The 13,974-nt window shown below is 59.7% G+C and carries 11 protein-coding genes; 10 read left to right on the forward strand and 1 reads right to left on the reverse strand.

Going from position 1 to position 13,974, the window contains the following annotated elements:
* Positions 1 to 468: 468 nt before the first annotated feature.
* The gene (locus ACA062_RS30810) at positions 469 to 2,646 is read left to right on the forward strand and encodes a malate synthase G (protein WP_497454335.1); all 2,178 of its coding nucleotides are present in this window, start codon (positions 469 to 471) and stop codon (positions 2,644 to 2,646) included.
* 169 nt (positions 2,647 to 2,815) lie between these two features.
* Here ACA062_RS30810 and ACA062_RS30815 read toward each other — a convergent pair whose 3' ends face one another.
* Positions 2,816 to 3,262, reverse strand: a complete 447-nt coding sequence (locus ACA062_RS30815; RefSeq protein ID WP_497454336.1) for a response regulator — start codon at positions 3,260 to 3,262, stop codon at positions 2,816 to 2,818.
* A gap of 251 nt (positions 3,263 to 3,513) precedes the next feature.
* On the opposite strand from ACA062_RS30815, the gene ACA062_RS30820 reads away from it, so the two are divergent.
* The 9 genes from ACA062_RS30820 (at position 3,514) to ACA062_RS30860 (ending at position 13,932) form a co-directional block, all read left to right on the forward strand.
* Positions 3,514 to 5,454: a putative nucleotidyltransferase substrate binding domain-containing protein gene (locus tag ACA062_RS30820; protein WP_497454337.1), complete on the forward strand. Its 1,941-nt coding sequence runs from the start codon at positions 3,514 to 3,516 to the stop codon at positions 5,452 to 5,454.
* Entirely contained in the window at positions 5,451 to 6,158 is a 708-nt protein-coding gene (locus tag ACA062_RS30825; RefSeq protein WP_497454338.1) for a 3'-5' exonuclease, read from the forward strand. Before ACA062_RS30820 ends, ACA062_RS30825 begins: the two co-directional genes overlap by 4 nt.
* Positions 6,159 to 6,409: 251 nt before the next feature.
* On the forward strand, positions 6,410 to 6,928 hold the full coding sequence (locus tag ACA062_RS30830) for an RNA polymerase sigma factor (protein WP_497454339.1): 519 nt from the start codon (positions 6,410 to 6,412) through the stop codon (positions 6,926 to 6,928).
* Positions 6,925 to 7,896 carry a FecR domain-containing protein gene (locus ACA062_RS30835; protein ID WP_497454340.1) on the forward strand — a complete coding sequence of 324 codons (972 nt, stop codon included), beginning with the start codon at positions 6,925 to 6,927 and terminating at the stop codon, positions 7,894 to 7,896. The genes ACA062_RS30830 and ACA062_RS30835 overlap by 4 nt, the downstream gene beginning before the upstream one ends.
* A gap of 217 nt (positions 7,897 to 8,113) precedes the next feature.
* A complete protein-coding gene (locus ACA062_RS30840) occupies positions 8,114 to 10,543 on the forward strand; it encodes a TonB-dependent siderophore receptor (RefSeq protein WP_497454341.1) in 2,430 nt (809 codons plus the stop codon).
* Between the two features lie 72 nt (positions 10,544 to 10,615).
* A complete protein-coding gene (locus tag ACA062_RS30845; RefSeq protein WP_497454342.1) occupies positions 10,616 to 11,746 on the forward strand; it encodes a PepSY-associated TM helix domain-containing protein in 1,131 nt (376 codons plus the stop codon).
* Complete coding sequence (locus ACA062_RS30850; protein ID WP_497454343.1) at positions 11,743 to 11,922, forward strand: hypothetical protein; 180 nt, start codon at positions 11,743 to 11,745, stop codon at positions 11,920 to 11,922. Before ACA062_RS30845 ends, ACA062_RS30850 begins: the two co-directional genes overlap by 4 nt.
* Positions 11,923 to 12,184: 262 nt before the next feature.
* The gene (locus ACA062_RS30855; RefSeq protein WP_497454344.1) at positions 12,185 to 12,814 is read left to right on the forward strand and encodes a glutathione S-transferase; all 630 of its coding nucleotides are present in this window, start codon (positions 12,185 to 12,187) and stop codon (positions 12,812 to 12,814) included.
* 104 nt (positions 12,815 to 12,918) lie between these two features.
* Entirely contained in the window at positions 12,919 to 13,932 is a 1,014-nt protein-coding gene (locus ACA062_RS30860) for an RHS repeat-associated core domain-containing protein (RefSeq protein WP_497454345.1), read from the forward strand.
* Positions 13,933 to 13,974 lie beyond the last annotated feature (42 nt).

Consider the following 13,974-nt stretch of genomic DNA (forward strand, 5'->3'; position numbering starts at 1 on the left):
CCTACGGGTTTTGTGCCGTTCACAAAATTGGCGACCGACACAAAACCCGTAGGAGCGAGGCTTGCCCGCGAATGGAGCACCACCAATGAACCTGCCGAAAACAAATCGTGTACAAGTTTTGATATTTAACTGGAACAATCCAATAGTTTTTTGAGAACATCCCGTTCCCCGACCTGACCGCAATGCGTCATAGGGTCGCAGAACGACGTAATTAGTCTGATTTTCACAAGCGCAATTCATCATGTAGTATGCCGCAGCGCGCACTACATAACGTGGATCGATGTCTGCCACAGGCGCCATCGCAACCCTGAAAGCCCCGTCAGCAAGGCCCCAAGCCGTTGATTGGTCAAAACCCAGCCGCCCGCATGGCATGTACTGGTAGACGAGTTTGTGGTTTAAATGGCCAGAGGCTTCATTGTTAAATTGAAGAGCTGAAAAGCGAAATAGCTGAGCAGAGTGAGGCAAGCAATGACTGAACACGTTCAAGTCGGTGGCCTGCAGGTCGCCAAAGTCCTGTTCGACTTCGTGAACAACGAAGCCATTCCCGGTACCGGCCTCACCGCCGATAAGTTCTGGGCCGGTGCCGACAAGGTCATTCATGACCTGGCGCCGAAGAACAAAGCCCTACTCGCCAAACGCGATGATTTCCAGGCTCGTATCGATGGCTGGCACCAATCCCGTGCCGGTCAACCGCATGACGCCGTGGCCTATAAAGCCTTCCTGCAAGACCTCGGTTATCTGCTGCCAGAAGCGGCCGATTTCCAGGTAACGACGCAAAACGTCGATGACGAAATCGCCCGCATGGCCGGTCCACAGCTGGTGGTTCCGGTCATGAACGCCCGGTTCGCGCTTAATGCCTCGAACGCCCGCTGGGGTTCGCTGTACGACGCGCTCTACGGCACCGACGCCATCAGCGAAGCTGACGGCGCGGAAAAAGGCAAAGGCTACAACAAGGTTCGTGGCGACAAGGTGATTGCCTTCGCCCGCGCCTTCCTCGACGAAGCGGCGCCATTGGCGGCTGGCACTCACGTCGATTCCACCGCCTACAAAATCGTTGACGGCAAACTGGTGGTCGCCCTTAAAGGCGGCAGCAACACCGGCCTGCGCAACGATGCGCAATTGATCGGTTTCCACGGCGATGCAGCGGCACCGACCGCGATCCTGCTGAAAAACAACGGCCTGCACTTCGAAATCCAGGTCGACGCCAGCACCCCGGTCGGCCAGACCGACGCCGCCGGCGTCAAAGACATCCTGATGGAAGCCGCGCTGACCACCATCATGGACTGCGAAGACTCGGTCGCCGCCGTCGATGCCGACGACAAGGTGGTGATCTACCGCAACTGGCTCGGCCTGATGAAGGGCGATCTGTCGGAAGAAGTGTCCAAAGGCGGTCAGACCTTTACCCGCACCATGAACGCCGACCGCACCTACACCGGCCTCGATGGCAAAGAACTGAGCCTGCACGGTCGTTCGCTGTTGTTCGTGCGTAATGTCGGTCACTTGATGACCATCGACGCGATCCTCGACAAAGACGGCAACGAAGTGCCGGAAGGCATCCTCGACGGTCTGCTGACCAGCCTCGCGGCCATCCACAGCCTCAACGGCAACAACTCGCGCAAGAACAGCCGCACCGGCTCGGTCTATATCGTCAAGCCGAAGATGCACGGCCCGGAAGAAGCCGCGTTCACCAACGAGCTGTTCGGTCGCATCGAAGAGGTGTTGGGCCTGCCGCGCAACACCCTGAAAGTCGGGATCATGGACGAGGAACGCCGTACCACGATCAACCTCAAGGCGTGCATCAAGGCGGCCAGCGAGCGCGTGGTGTTCATCAACACCGGTTTCCTCGACCGCACGGGCGATGAAATCCACACCTCCATGGAAGCCGGCCCGATGGTGCGCAAGGCGGACATGAAGGCCGAGAAGTGGATCGGCGCCTACGAAAACTGGAACGTCGATATCGGTTTGAGCACCGGCCTGCAAGGTCGCGCCCAGATCGGTAAAGGCATGTGGGCGATGCCGGACCTGATGGCGGCGATGCTGGAACAGAAAATCGCTCACCCGCTGGCCGGCGCCAACACCGCCTGGGTGCCTTCGCCTACCGCCGCGGCATTGCACGCGCTGCATTACCACAAGGTCGATGTGTTCGCCCGTCAGGCCGAACTGGCCAAACGTGCGCGCGCGTCGGTGGACGACATCCTGACCATCCCGCTGGCGGTGAACCCGCAGTGGACCGCGGAACAGATCAAGAACGAACTGGACAACAACGCCCAGGGCATTCTCGGTTACGTGGTGCGCTGGATCGACCAGGGCGTGGGTTGCTCGAAGGTGCCGGATATCAACGACGTCGGTCTGATGGAAGACCGTGCGACGCTGCGTATTTCCAGCCAGCACATCGCCAACTGGCTGCGCCACGGTATCGTCACGGAAGATCAGGTCATGGAAAGCCTCAAGCGCATGGCGCCGGTGGTTGACCGCCAGAACGCCAATGACCCGCTGTACCGCCCGCTGGCACCGGACTTCGACAGCAACGTCGCCTTCCAGGCGGCGGTCGAACTGGTGGTCGAAGGCAGCAAACAACCGAACGGCTACACCGAGCCGGTTCTGCACCGTCGTCGTCGCGAGTTCAAGGCTGCCAATGGCCTTTGAGTAAGCGTTAGCGCCGAACCAAAAAATGGCCCTGATCGAAAGATCGGGGCCTTTTTTGTTGGAGCAAGATCAAAAGATCGCAGCCTTCGGCAGCTCCTACAGGGGATCGCATTTCAATGTAGGAGCTGCCGAAGGCTGCGATCTTTTGATCTTTTGATCTTTTAGCAGCTCACAAATCCATTCCCAACTCATGCTTGACCAGCTCTAACAGCTTGCCGGTATCGACAGGCTTGAGCAAAAAGTCCACCACACTCAGGTGCATGGCGGCGATCGCGTCTTTCACGTCGGCGTCACCGGAAACGATGATGAACGGCATGGCCGCCCGTACCGATTCACGTACCTGGCGGATCAAGTCCAGGCCATCGACCTGTCCCATTCGCAGATCGGTGATCACCAGGCCAATCGACGGCTTCTCGCTCAACATCTTGAGTGCGGTTTCGCCACTGGCTGCGGTCATGCACCGAATGCCATCCAGGCCGAGAATCTCGGCCAGCAGCTCTCGTGCGTCTTTATCGTCGTCGACGATCAGCACCCGCTGCGGCGGCAAGTCAGGTTCGAGCATGACCGCACTCAGCGCTTCGCGCTCGGCGTCACTCAAAATATCGTGGTCGGACATGGCTTACTCTACATTCGGATTCAATCGCCTGACTCATTTGTCAGACATCACCAGCAAGACCTTCAATGTGCACTTCGTCGGAAAGTTGTGCTATAGCCAATGTAGGAGGCTTTTCCGATAGTTGCGTAGGACATTTCCTAATTTTATCAGCTGCATTTGCCTACCTAGACTTACGTCCAATGGGCACCCAGGCTGCGGGGGCCGACCATGGTTCAGTCATCCGACAACAACAATTCAAAAAGACTGCGGTAATGGTTATGAGTAAAGCGGACGCCTTCACACAGGCAGGGAAAACCGCGGTGTTGCAGAACATCCAGGGCACTTTGCAATTTCTTTCGCGCTTCCCGCCCTTCAATCAAATGGAACACGCCCACCTGGCGTACCTGGTCGAGCAATGTCAGCTGCGTTTTTATGCGCCCGGCGAGTGCATCATCAAGCCCGCCGATGGCCCGGTTGAGCATTTCTACATCGTCAAACAGGGCCGGGTCGTGGGTGAACGTCCCCACACGGCCAAGGGTGGGACTGAAACCACCTTTGAAATCACCACCGGCGAGTGTTTCCCCCTCGCCGCGCTGTTGGGCGAGCGTGCGACCCGCACCGAACACCTGGCCGCCGAAGACACCTTTTGCCTGCAACTGAACAAGCTCGCGTTCATCAAACTGTTCGCGCTGTCCAACGCGTTTCGCGACTTTGCCCTGCGCGGCGTCAGCAGCCTGCTGGATCAGGTCAACCAGCAAGTCCAGCAAAAAGCCGTGGAAACCCTGGGCACCCAGTACTCACTGAACACCCGGCTGGGTGATCTGGCCATGCGTCACCCAGTGACCTGCAGCCCCGCCACGCCATTGCGGGTCGCCGTGACGCTGATGCACGACCAGCAAGTCGGCAGCATCGTCATCGTCGACGAGCAGAAAGCCCCACTGGGCATTTTTACCCTGCGCGACCTGCGCCATGTCGTGGCCGACGGCACGGACGATTTCAATGAAGCCATCGAGCGCCACATGACCCAGGCGCCGTTTTTCCTGTCGCCGGACCACAGCGCCTTCGACGCGGCGATCGCCATGACCGAACGGCACATCGCCCACGTCTGCCTGGTCAAGGACCATCGCCTGTGCGGTGTCGTGTCCGAGCGGGATCTGTTTTCCCTGCAACGGGTCGATCTGGTGCATCTGGCACGGACCATCCGCAGTGCCCAGCGCGTGGAAAACCTGGTGGCGATGCGCGGCGAGATTGGCCAACTGGTGGAGCGCATGCTGGCCCACGGCGCGTCGTCGACCCAGATCACCCACATCATCACCCTGCTCAACGACCATACCGTGTGCCGGGTCATCGAATTGACCCTCGCCGAGAAAGGCGACCCCGGCATTGCGTTCAGCTGGCTGTGCTTCGGCAGCGAAGGCCGCCGCGAGCAGACGCTGCACACCGATCAGGACAACGGCATTCTGTTCGAGGCCCGGGACGCGGCCCATGCCGCCGAGATCCGCGGCAAGCTGTTGCCGATCGCCCAGCAGATCAACCAGAGCCTGGCGCTCTGCGGCTTTACCCTGTGCAAGGGCAACATCATGGCCGGTAATCCCGAGCTGTGTCTGTCCCGGGTCGAGTGGGCGCGGCGTTTCGCGGCGTTTATCCGCGAAGCAACGCCGGAGAACCTGCTGGGCTCGAGCATCTACTTCGACTTGCGCGTGGTCTGGGGTGACGAGCAGGGCTGTGAACAGTTGCGCCGGGGAATTCTCGACCAGGTCGACGACAACCGGTTGTTCCAGCGCATGCTGGCCGAAAATGCCCTGCGCAATCGTCCGCCCGTAGGGCGTTTCCGTGACTTCGTGCTGGCGCGCAAACATGGCGAGAAAGCCACGCTGGACCTGAAAATCCAGGGCCTGACCCCCTTCGTCGACGGTGCCCGCTTACTGGCACTGGCCCACGGGATCGAAACCAACAATACCCTGGAGCGCTTTCGCCAGCTGGTGGACAAAGAGGTCATTGAACGGCTGGACGGCGCGGCGTACGAAGAGGCTTATCACTTCATTCAGCAAACCCGCATGCAGCAACATCAGCTACAGACCCGGGAGAATTTGCCCCACTCCAACCGGGTCGACCCGGACAGTCTCAATCATCTGGATCGACGGATCCTGCGTGAATCCCTGCGCCAGGCTCAACGCCTGCAAAGCAGCCTGGCCCTGCGTTATCAGCTATGAGCCTGTTTTCATGGCTGCGCCCGTCAGGCCCGATGCTGTCCGGCGACCTTCAACTGCGCCTGCAACGCTTGCCGGCGGCGGCCGAGCCGGGTGAATGCAGCCTGCGCGAACAGCGTTGGGTGGTGCTCGACCTGGAAACCACCGGGCTGAACCTGAACAAGGATCGAGTATTGTCCATCGGCGCGGTGGTGATCGAGGATGGGGCAATCGACTTCAGCCAGCAATTCGAACGCACCTTGCAATGCAGCGAGCTCAAACTCGGCCCCAGCGTGTTGATTCACGGACTGAGCCCGAGCGCAATCGCCGCCGGCAGCGACCCGGCCCAAGCCTTGCTCGACTTCATGGAGTTTGTCGGTGACAGCCCCGTGCTGGCTTTTCATGCGCCGTTCGATCAACACATGCTCGGGCGCGCGTTGAAAGATCATCTGGGCTACAAGCTGCAACATCTGTTTATTGATGTTGCGGATATCGCGCCGCTCCTGTGTCCACAGGCGAATATTCGCGAGGCCGGGCTGGATGAGTGGATCGACTGGTTCAAGCTGGAGGTGTTCGAGCGGCACAACGCCAGTGCCGACGCGCTGGCCACTGCAGAACTGGCGCTGATCCTGTTCAGCCGGGCGCGGCAGCAGCAGATTCATAGTCCGCTGGATCTGCAGCAGCGGTTGAGGCAGTGGAAACGGCGGCAGCGCGCGCCGTCCTTTTAAATTTTGCGGCGCCTGTTCCGGCGCCATCGCGGGCAAGCCCGCTCCCACAGGGTTTTGTGTCGTTCAGGAAATTGGCGAACGACACAGAACCCTGTGGGAGCGTGGCTTGCCCGCGATGAACGATGACGCGGTCCAACTGAACGCCCGCCCACCAGAATCAACCGACCAGTGGCCAATTGCTTACCTCCCCCGCCTCTGCCACAATCGCGAACAATTCTCGTTAGTTAACACTTCCCAATCGGTGATACGGCGTGCCGTCAGTCCAAAGCCCCCAGAGTGAGCTCGTTGGTGCGTTGTATCGCGACCATCGCAGCTGGCTATTGGCCTGGCTGCGGCGCAACGTGGCCTGTCCACAACGGGCCGAAGACCTGAGCCAGGACACTTTCGTCCGCCTGCTGGGCCGTGATGAACTCAAGGAACCTCGTGAACCGCGGGCGTTTCTGGTGGCGATCGCCAAGGGCCTGCTGTTCGACTATTTCCGCCGCGCCGCGCTGGAACAGGCCTACCTGACCGAACTGATGCTGATCCCCGAAGCCGAACAACCTTCGGTGGAAGAGCAGCAATTGATCCTCGAAGATCTGAAAAACATCGACCGCCTGCTTGGCCAACTCTCGAGCAAGGCCCGGGCAGCGTTTCTCTATAACCGCCTCGACGGCCTCGGCCACGCGCAAATCGCCGAGCGCCTGGGCGTGTCGGTGTCGCGGGTGCGGCAATACCTGGCCCAGGGCATTCGTCAATGCTACATCGCACTATACGGTGAGCCGGCATGACCCCGGTCAGCTCCAAACCGGTGTCGGCGCAGGTGCTGGATGCCGCCATCGCCTGGCAACTGACCCTGGATGGCGGCAACCCGGTCGATCGCGAAGAATTCGCCAAATGGCATGCCGCCCACGAAGAACATGCCCGGGCCTGGCGCCAGCTGGGCATGCTCGATGCGCGTTTCAGCGCCGCCAGCGGCCCGGCCCGCACCGCGTTGCTGCAATCGCGCGAAAGCATTCGCCGACGGGTGCGCAAACTGGGCAGCGGCGTGGCGAGCGTCGTTGCCGTGATCGGCCTGGCGCTGTTCGCCGGTGATCGTTACCTGCCGCTCGACTATTGGCTGGCCGACCAGCGCACTGCTACTGGCGAGCAACGCACCCTGCGCCTGAGCGACGGTACGCTGGTCAACCTCAACACCCACAGTGCGGTGGACGTACGCTTCGATGAACAGCAGCGACTGATCATCCTGCGGGAAGGGGAAATCCTCGTCGAAACCGGCCATGGCGATGCCCGGCCGTTCATCGTCGAAACCCGCGAAGGCAGCATGCGCGCGCTGGGCACCCGGTTCCTGGTCAAGCGCGAGGAACAAGGCACGCGCCTGAGCGTGCTGCAATCGGCGGTGGCCGCCCATCCGCAATCAAGTCCTGAAGAACAGATTCTGCGCGAAGGCCAGCAAGTGCTGATGCGCAACAACGGCCTCGACCCGATCATCGCCCTCAACCTCGGTGCCGATGCCTGGACCCGCGGCATGCTGGTGGTGGACAACATGAGGCTGGAAGACTTGATCAAGGAACTTGGCCGTTATCGCCGAGGGTATCTGGGTGTTGCGCCCGAGATTGCCGACCTGCGAATCACCGGCAGTTTCCCGCTGCACGACACCGACCTGGCCTTGACCGCCCTGCTGCCGACCTTGCCGGTGCAGATCGAACAGCACACGCCGTGGTGGGTGACCGTGGCGAAGGCTGAAGCCAAGCCCTGACCCCTATGTATGGAACGCGGTCGATTGTAGGAGCTGGCTTGCCAGCGATGGTCGTTAACGATAACGCGTGCCTACAGGATAAAGAGCGGCGCTCTTGAGTCCTTCGCTGGCAAGCCAGCTCCTACGGTCGAAATTATTTTTCATCCACCCCTATCACTTTTACATTCTCGTTCGGCACCTAGGCAATTGAGAAATATTTCCATTCAGGAGCCGCCGTATGTCCCGCTCGCTAGACACCTTGTTGCGCCCCGGTTTGCTGGCAGTCGCCATTGCCCTCTGTGCCCCTCTGGCCTGCGGTCAACTGATCGCCGCCGAACAGGCGTCCAGCGTTCGCGCCTACAACCTGCCGGCCGCGCCACTGGCCGGCACGCTGAACCAGATCGCCAGCCAGGCGGGCCTGGCGCTGTCGCTGAATCCAGCCCTGGCGGCAGGCAAAACCTCGGCCCCGGTCCAAGGCCAGTTCGACGCCGCCGGCGCCCTGCGCGAAGCCCTGCGTGGCACCGGTCTGCAACTGGAACAGAGCAGCGCTGGCACCTATAGCCTGGTGGCCGTGCCCGAGGGTGTGATGGCGCTGCCGGAAACCGCCGTCATCGGTGTGCAAAACACTGAAAGCGCCTGGGGTCCGGTGGAAGGGTATCTGGCCACTCGCACCGCCGCCGGCACCAAGACCGACACCGCCCTGGTCGAAGCCCCGCGTTCGATTTCGGTCGCCACCCGTCAACAGATGGACGACCGCAAAGTGCAGAATATCGATGATGCCGTGCGCTACATGCCCGGTATCACCGCCAGCAGCTACGGCAGCGACACCCGCGCCGACTGGCTGCGGGTGCGCGGTTTCGAACCGATGCAATTCCTTGACGGCCTGCCGCTGCCCAAAGGCGTATACGCCAACCCGAAACAGGAAACCTGGAACCTCGATCGCCTCGCCCTGCTGCGCGGCCCGGCTTCATCGGTGTACGGCCAGACCCCTCCGGGCGGCTTGCTGGACATGGTCAGCCGCCGCCCCAGCGCCGAATCGAGCAACGAAATCCAGGTGCAATACGGCAGTGACAACCATCGCCAGATCAACTTCGCCAGCACCGGCAAGATCGACGAGGAAGGTCGGTTCCTCTACGGCCTGAGCGGCGTGATACGCGACAGCGGCACCCAGATCGACCACGTCGACAACAAGCGCTACAACATTGCGCCGAGCCTGACCTGGAATATCGACGACGACACCAAGTTCACCCTGCTCACTCAGTTCACCCGTGACGATACCGGGATCACCAGCCAGTTCCTGCCGGTGCAAGGCACAAAGATCCGTTCACCGCTCGGTGATATTTCCCATCACAAGAACCTGGGTGACCCGGACTGGGAATACTACGACCGCACTTACTACGCACTGGGCTACGCCTTTGAACATCGCCTGAACGATGTCTGGCAGTTCAAGCAAAACCTGCGCTACACCAAGTCAGACCTGTCCTTCCAGGCCCTCACTCCCGGTGCCTATCCCTTCACCCAGGTCGACGCCGAGGGCAACGTTGGCCGTTCGAGCACCAGCGTCGACGAGGACATCAGCCAGTTCGCCGTGGACAACAACTTCCAGGGCGATTTCGCCACGGGCGACGTCCGCCACACCCTGTTGATCGGCCTCGATCACCAGCGCACCAACACCAACTACACCTCGATTTTCGGTGACGGCCTGACCACCAACGTCAACAACCCGATCTACGGCCAGCCCATCGTTCGTCCTGCACGTTCAACGGCGTTCTACGACTACGATCAAAAAACCTACCAGACCGGCTTGTACGTCCAGGACCAGATGGCTTTGGACCAATGGCGCCTGACCCTGGGCGGGCGTGAAGATTGGGTCCACACCGGTACCAAATTCTTTAACAAAGGCGATGCCACCAACACCGAGCGGGACAAAAATTTCAGCGGCAACGCAGCGATCAGCTACGTGTTCGACAACGGCATCGTGCCCTACCTTTCCTACGCCGAATCGTTCCAGCCGACCGGCAACGCCACCGCCTCGCCAACCGATTCGATCAAGCCGACCGAAGGCAAGCAATGGGAACTGGGTATCAAGTACCAGCCGCCAGGCAGCAACACGTTGCTGACCGCTGCGGTGTACGACCTGACCCAGAAAAACGTCTCCGTCACCACAATCAACTCGGACAACGTTTCGATCACCAGCCAGACCGGTGAAGTGAAAGTCAAAGGCCTGGAACTTGAAGCGGTCTCCGACGTGACCGAGAACCTCAAGGTCATCGCCGCGTACACCCTGGCCAAGTCCGAAGTACAAGATGGCACTTTCAAGGGCAATCGCCTGCAACTGATGCCCAACCAACAAGCGTCGCTGTGGACCGATTACACCTGGCACAACGGCGTGCTGGACGGCTTCGGCGTCGGCGCCGGCGCGCGTTACACAGGCAATACCTACGGCGACCAGGGCAACACCTGGCTGGGCAAGGCCGACGCCTACACCGTGTTCGATGCGGCGGTCCATTACGACCTGGGGCGTCTGGACAACAGCCTCAAAGGCGCCTCCCTGGCACTCAACGCCACCAACTTGTTCGACAAGGACTACATCTCCACCTGCGACAGTTTCTATTGCTACTACGGCGACCAACGCAGTGTCGTCGCCAGTGCCACCTACAAGTGGTAATTGCTTGATCCGACACGCTCGATACCCAGGCCGTCCGTTGAGGACGGCTTTGGTATTTCTGAAGGCCATGAAATGAAAAGTAAAACAATTCGCCGCTGGTCCTTCGTCCACACCTGGACCAGCCTGATCTGCACCGTGTTCCTGCTGATGCTGGCACTGACCGGCCTGCCGCTGATCTTCCATCACGAGATCGACCACCTGTTGGGCGATGCCGCCGAGTTGAAGCAGATGCCGGCGGACACCCCGCAGCTGAATCTGCAGCAGTTGGTGCAGGCGGCGGAAAAACATCGTCCCGGCGAAGTCATGCAGTACTTCGGTTTCGAAGAAGACGAGCCCAACGCCGCGATCGCGATCATGGCGGCCACGGCCGGTACCGAGCCGAACTCGTCCCACACCTTCATGCTCGACGCCCGCACCGGTGAAGCGCTGGAGATGCCGTCGTCCAACGGTGGCTTCATGATGGTCATGCTGCGCCTGCACGTGGACATGTTCGCCGGCCTGCCGGGCAAGCTGCTGCTGGCGTTCATGGGGCTGCTGTTCGTGGTCGCGATCGTCTCCGGAACCGTGCTCTATCTGCCGTTCATGCGTCGCTTGAAATTCGCCACCGTGCGCCAGGACAAATCCACCCGCCTGCGCTGGCTCGACTTGCACAACCTGATCGGCGTGGTCACCCTGACCTGGGCGCTGGTGGTCGGCGTGACCGGCGTCATCAGCGCCTGCGCCGACCTGCTGATCGCCGCCTGGCGCAACGAAAGCCTCAGCGCAATGATCGCGCCATACCGCGACGCGCCACCACTGACACATCTGGCGCCTGCCACCCGCCTGCTCGAGATCGCCAAAGACGTCGCGCCCGGCATGCAACCGGACTTCATCGCCTTCCCCGGCACCCGGTTTTCCAGCGAACACCATTACGCGGTGTTCATGAAAGGCAGCACGCACCTGACTTCGCATCTGCTGACGCCCGTGCTGATCGACGCCAGTACCCTGCAAGTCACTGCCGTGGCCGAACGGCCGTGGTACATGGACGCCATGGGCATGTCGCAGCCGCTGCACTTCGGTGATTACGGCGGCATGCCGATGAAAATTCTCTGGGCGACCCTGGATATGCTGACCATCATCGTGCTCGGCAGCGGGGTTTACCTGTGGGTCGTGCGGCGCAAGGCTGCCAGACCTGTCCTTGAAAACGCGCAGGCTCAAGCATGAAGCCGCGGCAGTCGAACTTCTGGAAGGTCTTCGCCACCCCGACCGTCATCGCCCTGCTCAGCGGCGCGGGGTTGTTCGCCGCGTTGCTGGGCGATGGCGTGTGGGATGGGTTGAGCTGGCTGGGCCTGGGCGTTCCCGCGGTTCTCGCTTTGCGCGGGCTGCTGCAACGCCGCTGACGTTATATGGGCCGCCCCATCCCCCTGATGAAAGGGTTCCCCCGTCCCACCCTGTGATCGCCACAGGTACCTATCGGAGACCATAGATGTAGGAGCTGTCGAGTGAAACGAGGCTGCGATCTTTTGATCTTGATCTTGTCTTCGACGGGTAAAAGCAAGATCAAAAGATCGCAGCCTCGTTTCACTCGACAGCTCCTACAGGGTTCGACTCGCGAAAGTTACGCGCTATGCTGCCGACACCGCCCTTGACCGAGACGCCGCCATGTCCGCCCCAAGCATGACCCTCTACCACAACCCTTTATCGCCCTTCGTTCGCAAAGTGATGGTACTGCTCCACGAAACCGGCCAACAAAACCGCGTGGCCCTGCAAAACTGCGTGCTGACGCCAGTCGACCCGGACCTTGCACTTATCGACGACAACCCCCTGGGCAAAATCCCGGCCCTGCGCCTGGCCGACGGCAACGTCATCCATGACAGCCGGGTGATCCTCGACTACCTGGATCACCAGCACGTCGGCAACCCCCTGATCCCACGCGACGGCTCGGCCCGCTGGCGGCGCATGACCCTGGCCTCCATGGCCGACGGGATCATGGACGCTGCAGTACTGACCCGCTACGAAGTGGCCCTGCGCGCGCCGGAAAAACACTGGGACGAATGGCTGGACGGCCAACGCGACAAGATCCGCCGCACCCTGGCGCTGCTTGAGGAAGACGCGATTGCCGAGCTGACCAGCCATTTCGATGTGGCCGCCATCAGCGTGGCCTGTGCATTGGGTTATCTGGATCTGCGCCACCCGGATCTGGACTGGCGCGAGGCGAATCCAAAGTTGGCAGGATGGTATTTCGAGGTGAGCCAGCGGGCTTCGATGTTGGCGACGATGCCCAAGGTTTGACTTCAGAAAGGGCAAAACCCTAACAGTTCTGATAGTAGGCAACGACTGGAAAAGAAACGATGCTGAAGGCTCGGCCTTTTTGGACCTTGCATGGAGCTCAGTCAATGCCTACTTCAACTAGCGAAACACTCTTGGGTCGTTACCACTACGACCCACTCGATCGCCAGGTCGATTGCACGCCCTTCGACCAGGCTGCCATTCGGCGCTACTACTGCAAAACCCGCCTGTCCACCGAAATACAAGGCACGGAGCAACGCACAATCGTGCAGCACGAAGAACAGCTGTTGGCGCAGCAGCAGCGTGAGGGCGGCAAGGTGGCCGCCACGCTGTTGGCGACTGATCAACAACGTTCGGTATTGAATGCACTCGACTCGACCCCGCCTAATCCCATTGCTTACACGCCCTACGGTCATCGTCCGATGGAGAATGGTTTACTCAGCTTGCTCGGTTTCAATGGCGAGCGACCAGATCCGGTGACCGGGCATTATCATCTGGGAAATGGATATCGGCAGTTCAACCCGGTGTTGATGCGATTTAACAGCCCGGACAGTTGGAGTCCGTTTGGAGACGGAGGGTTGAACGCGTATATGTATTGCGCGGGGGAACCGATTAACCGCTACGATCCGGCAGGGCACAGTTGGATCAAGGGAACACTAAACCTTTTGGGCAGAACGCCAAGCGTGAACTCAGCAACAAAATCCATTGACAAAACAATTGCACTTACAAGCAAAAAACTAGCAAACGCCAACAAAAGTCTCACGAAAGCACAAAACAGTCTTAACCGCGAGCCTATGATTCAACGAAATCCCAAAGCCCCTGACTTTCGAAAAATCCACGCAGACCTTTTAAAAGAATCAAAACACATAAAAGAAAACAGCCCACCAGGAGGCTTTAATAATCTTGACGAAGCCTTCAACTATAATAAGGGCCAGATCATAATCGAAAAAATTGAACGTGTTTCAAACATAAAACTCGAAATTTCCAAACTTTCCCAATCAAACAACGACCTTCAGTTCACACAAAAAATTCTTTTAAATCTAAAAGCAAAACATCCAGAAACATTTAAAGAATGGAATACAAATCAAAATTTAATTAATGCTATAAGACAAAATATGTAGCCAAATGCCGCCAACGCGGGAGATTTTTTGGACACCTAAAAC

The sequence above is a fragment of the Pseudomonas sp. LBUM1679 genome (assembly GCF_059695565.1).

Excerpts from the sequence above, each read along its gene's own strand:
- ACA062_RS30840 (WP_497454341.1), top strand. The coding sequence starts at position 8,114 with ATGTCCCGCTCGCTAGACACCTTGTTGCGCCCCGGTTTGCTGGCAGTC.
- ACA062_RS30855 (WP_497454344.1), top strand. The coding sequence starts at position 12,185 with ATGTCCGCCCCAAGCATGACCCTCTACCACAACCCTTTATCGCCCTTC.
- ACA062_RS30825 (WP_497454338.1), top strand. The coding sequence starts at position 5,451 with ATGAGCCTGTTTTCATGGCTGCGCCCGTCAGGCCCGATGCTGTCCGGC.
- ACA062_RS30845 (WP_497454342.1), top strand. The coding sequence starts at position 10,616 with ATGAAAAGTAAAACAATTCGCCGCTGGTCCTTCGTCCACACCTGGACC.
- ACA062_RS30815 (WP_497454336.1), bottom strand. The coding sequence starts at position 3,262 with ATGTCCGACCACGATATTTTGAGTGACGCCGAGCGCGAAGCGCTGAGT.
- ACA062_RS30835 (WP_497454340.1), top strand. The coding sequence starts at position 6,925 with ATGACCCCGGTCAGCTCCAAACCGGTGTCGGCGCAGGTGCTGGATGCC.
- ACA062_RS30820 (WP_497454337.1), top strand. The coding sequence starts at position 3,514 with ATGGTTATGAGTAAAGCGGACGCCTTCACACAGGCAGGGAAAACCGCG.
- ACA062_RS30850 (WP_497454343.1), top strand. The coding sequence starts at position 11,743 with ATGAAGCCGCGGCAGTCGAACTTCTGGAAGGTCTTCGCCACCCCGACC.
- ACA062_RS30810 (WP_497454335.1), top strand. The coding sequence starts at position 469 with ATGACTGAACACGTTCAAGTCGGTGGCCTGCAGGTCGCCAAAGTCCTG.
- ACA062_RS30860 (WP_497454345.1), top strand. The coding sequence starts at position 12,919 with ATGCCTACTTCAACTAGCGAAACACTCTTGGGTCGTTACCACTACGAC.